We start from the raw sequence: 6,123 nt of genomic DNA, 5'->3' as shown, positions 1-6,123 counted from the left end.
CCCACGACAGTGCGTCGACGACGGCGACGGCGGCCGCCCACGAGGCCGGACGCCAGGTAGGGGGTGATGTCGGTCACGCCCGGGGGCCGCGCGCCCGGCGAACAGGACGGTGCCGAACAGGTCGCCGTGGACGAGCTGGTCGGGCAGGTGCACCGGCTTGCGGAAGGTCGCGAGCTGGTTGATGAGGTCGAGGCTCTTGCGACCGTCGGGTGTCACCGTCTCGGGCGCACCGGCCGCGCGGGCGCTGCGCAACGGCACGGTCTCCCAGGCCGCGCGGTCGGCCGCGACGAAGACGTCGACGTCCTCCCAGGGTGCGACCGGAGGCTGCATGAGGAAACGGGGGCGTTCGAGCTGCGCTGTGGCGGTGTGCAGCCGCAGCGACAGCGAGACCACTTCGTCGTGCCGGGGCTCGGACGTACCGACGATGTAGGTGTCGGCGCGCCATCCGGAGACCACGTAGCGACCGTCGGTGGACCGCACCGGACGGGCCAGCCGCACACCGTCGACGGTCAGGGTCTCCCGCACTTTGGCGGACCAGGCCGCGCGAGCATGATCGGCGACTCGGGACAGCACCACGTCCCCACACCGGAAACCACCGTCCCAGTCGGGCCCGAGCGGGACCGGTTCGACGTCGCGGAGACCGAATGTGGAGCACACGTGCTGAGGCGGTTCGAGTGAGCTCACGCAGCTCAACCTACCGCCGCACACCGCCCGGATCGGGAAGGCACTCCGCTGTTTCAGGTCACAACGAGGTCACCGTCAGTACACCGGTAGCGAGGGATCCACCTGCTGCGCCCACGCGATCACTCCGCCGTGCAGATGTGTCGCGTCCGAGAATCCTGCTCGCACAAGAACTTCGAGCGCCTCGGCCGATCGGATGCCCGTCTTGCAGTACAGCACGATCGGCGTGTTCTGCGGCAGGTCGGCGAGGACCTCACCGGAGAGGATGCGGTCCTTCGGCACGAGCCGGGCACCGTCGATGCGGACGATCTCCCACTCGACGGGTTCGCGCACGTCGATCAGCGCGATGTCGCGGCCCTCGTCGAGCATCCGGCGCAACTCGCTGGGGGTGACGGCCGAGCGAGCCGACGCGGCGGCATCGGGAACGATCCCGCAGAAGGCCTCGTAGTCGACGAGTTCGGTGACGGGCACCCGTCCCGGATCCCGGCGCAGGGTCACCGTCCGGAACGACATCGCGAGCGCGTCGTAGATCAGGAGACGACCGAGCAGCGGCTCGCCGATCCCGGTGACGAGTTTGATCGCCTCGGTCGCCATGACGGTGCCGATCGTGCCGGGCAGGACGCCGAGCACCCCGCCCTCCGCGCAGGAGGGAACCATCCCCGGTGGTGGCGCCTCGGGGTAGAGGTCGCGGTAGTTCAGGCCGCGTCCGTCCGGGGCGTCCTCCCAGAACACCGATACCTGGCCTTCGAAACGGAAGATCGATCCCCACACGTAGGGCTTGCCCGCGAGGACCGCGGCGTCGTTGACGAGATAGCGGGTCGCGAAGTTGTCGGTGCCGTCGAGGATCAGGTCGTACTGCTCGAACAGCTGCACGGCATTGCTGGACTCCAGGCGCGTCTCGTGCAGGCGCACGGTCACACCGTCGTTGATCGCCAGGATGCTGTCGCGGGCACTGTCCGCCTTGGGCCGTCCGACGTCGGAGCGGCCGTGGATCACCTGGCGCTGCAGATTGGACGTCTCCACGTCGTCGAACTCGACGATGCCGATCGTGCCGACCCCCGCCGCCGCGAGATACAGCAGGGCGGGCGAACCCAGGCCGCCGGCGCCGATGCACAGCACCCGCGCGTTCTTCAGGCGGCGCTGGCCGGTGACCCCGACATTCGGGATGATCAGGTGACGGCTGTACCGGGCGACCTCCTCGCGACCGAGCTCCACGCCGGGCTCCACGAGCGGCGGAAGGGGTCGGCGCGTCGACGGTGTCGTTGCGGTCACGGGTTCTCCTGTCGCGATGCCTCGTGCGTCACCGTCCATCGTGCCATTCGCGGAAGCCTCCCCCGACAGCCCTCCCGACGGTGGTGCCCCGGCGGTTGTGCCCCGGCGGTTGTGCCCCCGACAACTGTGCCCCGGCGGCTATGCCCGCGGGTACGGCCAGGGATTGAACCGGCACCGCAGTCCGTCGGCCGGGACGGCGCCGTCCGGGTCGAGGCGGGCGATGTCGTCGTTGGCGGTTCCGAAGGTCTGCTGCATCATGATCGGCGCCAGACCCCCGTCGATGGTGCAGGCGTCGTGCTGCGCCAGGCCGATGGCGTGGCCGACCTCGTGATTGACGAGGTACTGGCGGTACGACCCGATGTCGCCCTGGAAGGCGACGGCCCCGCGCACCCATCGCGCCTCGTTGAGGAACACCCGCTCCATCGAGGGGTTGAAACACGAACCCTCGAGCGGGATGTCGTAGCCGCATCCTTCGCGGATGGTCATCTGCGAGGTGAGGGCGATCCGGAAGTCCGGCTCACCGGTGTCGATCCGGCGGAAGGCCAGGGCCTCGTCGCCGATCCAGCTGCGCGGATCGGCGAGGGTCCGATCCACCATCGTCGCGAAGGCCGCGTCGCCGCCGTAGCCGGTGGTGTCGATCCCCTCCTCCACTTCCACCGTGTAGGTGAACACGCGGGTCTGTCCCGCCCCTGCCTGTCCGGTGGTGCCGGGAAGTATCCGCCACTGCCGGGCACCGGCCGCCGTGAACGGGCCACCGGCCGGCAGGGCGCCGGACTCCAGCGACTCGGGGAAGGTCCCCTCTGCCCGCGGCGCTTCGACGACGATATCGGTGACCTCGCCCGCGACGGCTGTCTCGGCGGGCATGTTCTCGCCTCCCCCGCGCACGGCGTCCCACAGCACGACCAGGGTCACGACGGCGAGGATCGGCACGGCATAGGCACGCCAGCCGTAGGTGGCGACGAACCTGCCCACGCGGGTCTGCTTGCGGACGTCCCGTTCGGGTCGCGGTCGGCGCGGCGGCCGGTCCGGCCGTCCCACCGGGTCCCACACGGCACGCAGGGGCTGGTGCGACCGGCGACCCGCCTCGGGTCGTTCCGTTCCTCGCGACCGGGACGAACCGGGCAGCGTCGGGGAAGGATCTGTCGGCGAGGAGCCCTGCGGGCCCCTGCTCTCGCGCACTCCTCCACGCTCGATCACGGATGTCAGGATGTCATATCGAGACCATTTCGATATCCGGAGCGCCGAACCTGCGCCCCCATTCGTGCACCGAGAACGGATACTGGGCGGTAGGCCGATCCGTTCGACACGCGACTTCACCTGTAACGTGCAGTGACGAGGAGCGCCGAGGTGGTACAGGCCACGTTCGGAAGTAGTGCAGATTGGGAGTAAGCATGACCGACGTCACCGAACGAGCATCCGGCCGGGGTTCCAACGGCAAACGGGGCGCCCGGATGCCGCGTGACGAGCGTCGTGCCCAGTTGCTCGAGGCTGCCAGCGAGGTCTTCGTCACACGCGGTTACCACTCCGCCGGCATGGACGAGATCGCCGAGTGTGCCGGAGTGAGCAAGCCGGTTCTGTACCAGCACTTCCCCGGCAAGCTCGAACTGTATTGCGCCGTGCTCCAGAACTATGTGGACACCCTCATCAACGGCGTACGCCAGGCCCTGCGATCCACCACCGACAACCGCCAGCGCGTGCGCGCCGCGGTGCAGGCCTTCTTCGATTTCGTCGACAACGACAGCCAGGGATTCCGGCTCGTCTTCGAATCCGATCTGATGGGCGAACCGCAGGTGTCGCGGCGAGTGGAGCAGGCCACCGAGGCGTGCGTCGACGCCGTCTTCGACCTCGTCAGCCACGACTCCGGTCTCGATCCGTACCGGGCCCGCATCCTCGCGGTCGGCCTGGTGGGAACGAGCCAGTTCACCGCACGCTACTGGCTCGATGCCGCACGCCCGATCCCCAAGGAGGACGCGGTCGACACCACGGTCGCTCTGGCCTGGGGCGGCCTCAAGCACGTGCCGCTGCAGCCCGAACTCCGTCGGCGCTGACGACCACAGCGAACACCGTCGGCACTGACGGCACCGTACGAACGACGAACGGGCCGGGGCGACAAGCCCCGGCCCGTTCTCGTCGGTCGCTCTCAGTTGGCGGCGAAGCCGACCTTGCCCAGCGTGGCAGGACCGATGTCCACGTAGCTGATCTTGGCGGCCTGCACGAGAACCTTGCGGCCCTTCTCGTCGACGAGGGCGAGCACTCCGTCGTCGGCGCCGTTCAACGCGGCCCGGACGAGCTTCTCCACCTCGTCGGGCGTCTGGTCGCTGACGACGACAACTTCGCGCGGGCTGTCCGCGACGCCGATCTTGACCTCCACGGTGGACCTCCGAATCTCATGCATGAAAACCGAGCGGGTACTGCTGTCCGCCCCAGGCTAATGCAGTCCGAGCACCGACATCCGTTCGGCGTGCTCGACCTGCATACGATCGAACAGTGCCGCGATGTTCGTCAGGTCGCCGGACGCGAGAATCACCAGTTCGGCGAGTTCCTCGTTCTGGGCGAGCACGTACTGCGCCTGGGTGATGGCCTCACCGAGCAGCCGGCGTCCCCACAACATCAGACGGTCCTTCTGCAGCGGACTCCGCTCGACGACTTCGCGGACCTCCTGCACCACGAACTCCGAGTGCCCGGTCTCGGCGAGGACCTCCCGGACCACCGCGGACACCTCGGGCGCGAGCATGTCGGCGATCTCACAGTAGAAGTCGGCGGCGATGCCGTCGCCCACATACGCCTTGACGAGCACCTCGAGCCAGGTCGAGGGGGTGGTCGACGCGTGGTACGCGTCGAGCGCCTTGCGATAGGGCTCCATCGCCGCGTAGATCTCCGCTCCGCGCTCGGTGAGGGCGGTATGGAGCGTCTCGAAATGGCTCATCTCCGCAGCTGCCATGCTTGCGAGCGCGACCCGGCCGCGCAGGGACGGGGAGAACCGGGCGTCCTCGGCGAGCCGGTAGAACGCCGAGATCTCGCCGTACGCGAGCACGGCGAACAACTCCGACACACCGGGATGATCGGCGGGGACTGCGGCCCCTTCCGGCGCCCGGCCGGGCTCTGCTGTGGACGGCGACATTTCGGCTCCCATGACGACGAAGCGTAGTACTACCTCGTGGAATGCGCTGGAACCGGTACAATGGTCCGGGAAGCCCGCGCTTCGAGCCGCCGACCGTGGCCCGCGAGCTTCCCAGATAATGTGCGCGCACCCGAACTGCGGATCGCTGCCGCGCTTCGCCGAGCCTGGTTCGACACCGCTCGTGCTGAGGTGCAGGCCGGTCGCCTTTCCCCCTCGTGCGTGCGTGCCGAGACCAGGAAGGCCAGACCCCTGAGCAAGATCACCATCGACCACGAAGACGACGCGAGCGAGACGACCGTCTCCGCGCAACTCGACTCCACCCACGTACCCCCCACCTTCGGTGAGCTCGGTGTCCGCGACGAGATCGTCCGCGCCCTCGCCGAAGTCGGCATCGAACGCACCTTCGCGATCCAGGAACTCACCCTGCCCCTCGCCCTCGCCGGCGACGACCTCATCGGTCAGGCCCGCACGGGTATGGGCAAGACGTTCGGCTTCGGCGTTCCCCTCCTGCACCGCATCGCCACCGAGGGATCCGGCACGACCACGCTCGACGGCACCCCCCGTGCCCTGGTGATCGTCCCGACCCGCGAACTGTGCATCCAGGTCACGAACGACCTCGTGAATGCCTCCAAGTACCTGCCCGGCAGCCGCAAGTCCGGCCTCGAGGTCCTGTCGATCTACGGCGGTCGCCCCTACGAGCAGCAGATCGACGAGCTGAAGAAGGGCGTCGACGTCGTCGTCGGCACACCGGGTCGTCTGCTCGACCTCGCCAACCAGGGTCATCTCATCCTCGGCAAGATCGGTGTCCTCGTCATGGACGAGGCCGACGAGATGCTCGACCTCGGATTCCTGCCCGACATCGAACGCATCCTCACGATGGTCCCCGACCGACGTCAGACGATGCTGTTCTCGGCCACGATGCCCGGCCCGATCATCACCCTCGCCCGCACGTTCCTGAACCGCCCGACGCACATCCGCGCCGAGGAGGCCGAATCGTCGGCCGTGCACGAACGCACCCAGCAGTTCGTCTACCGTGCGCACGCCCTCGA

The 6,123-nt window shown here is 68.6% G+C and carries 6 protein-coding genes and 1 pseudogene; 2 read left to right on the top strand and 5 right to left on the bottom strand.

Features of this window, described 5'->3' with window-relative positions; translation table 11 throughout:
• From R1101_RS26835 to R1101_RS0114290, 3 genes and pseudogenes are all read right to left on the bottom strand, one after another.
• A pseudogene (locus R1101_RS26835) lies at positions 1-684 on the bottom strand (TIGR02569 family protein); the annotation flags it as partial.
• A gap of 75 nt (positions 685-759) precedes the next feature.
• Positions 760-1,992, bottom strand: coding sequence for an adenylyltransferase/sulfurtransferase MoeZ (gene moeZ / locus R1101_RS0114295; RefSeq protein ID WP_051017548.1), 1,233 nt, complete (start codon positions 1,990-1,992; stop codon positions 760-762).
• A 99-nt stretch (positions 1,993-2,091) separates the two neighbouring features.
• On the bottom strand, positions 2,092-3,150 hold the full coding sequence (locus R1101_RS0114290; RefSeq protein ID WP_442969887.1) for a DUF3152 domain-containing protein: 1,059 nt from the start codon (positions 3,148-3,150) through the stop codon (positions 2,092-2,094).
• Between the two features lie 194 nt (positions 3,151-3,344).
• On the opposite strand from R1101_RS0114290, the gene R1101_RS0114285 reads away from it, so the two are divergent.
• Positions 3,345-4,001, top strand: a complete 657-nt coding sequence (locus R1101_RS0114285; protein WP_006550245.1) for a TetR/AcrR family transcriptional regulator — start codon at positions 3,345-3,347, stop codon at positions 3,999-4,001.
• A 92-nt stretch (positions 4,002-4,093) separates the two neighbouring features.
• Here R1101_RS0114285 and R1101_RS0114280 read toward each other — a convergent pair whose 3' ends face one another.
• Complete coding sequence (locus R1101_RS0114280) at positions 4,094-4,324, bottom strand: DUF3107 domain-containing protein (RefSeq protein WP_006550244.1); 231 nt, start codon at positions 4,322-4,324, stop codon at positions 4,094-4,096.
• A 57-nt stretch (positions 4,325-4,381) separates the two neighbouring features.
• Positions 4,382-5,086, bottom strand: a complete 705-nt coding sequence (locus tag R1101_RS0114275) for a ferritin-like fold-containing protein (protein ID WP_026003277.1) — start codon at positions 5,084-5,086, stop codon at positions 4,382-4,384.
• Between the two features lie 207 nt (positions 5,087-5,293).
• Here R1101_RS0114275 and R1101_RS0114270 point away from each other — a divergent pair.
• A partial coding sequence (locus R1101_RS0114270) for a DEAD/DEAH box helicase (RefSeq protein WP_026003276.1) occupies positions 5,294-6,123 on the top strand: 830 nt, incomplete at its 3' end.

The organism is Rhodococcus sp. R1101 (genome assembly GCF_000278445.1).
Classification (GTDB): domain Bacteria; phylum Actinomycetota; class Actinomycetes; order Mycobacteriales; family Mycobacteriaceae; genus Rhodococcus; species Rhodococcus gordoniae.
The sequence above is the reverse complement of the archived record's forward strand: the minus strand, read 5'-3'. Positions and strand labels throughout refer to the sequence as shown.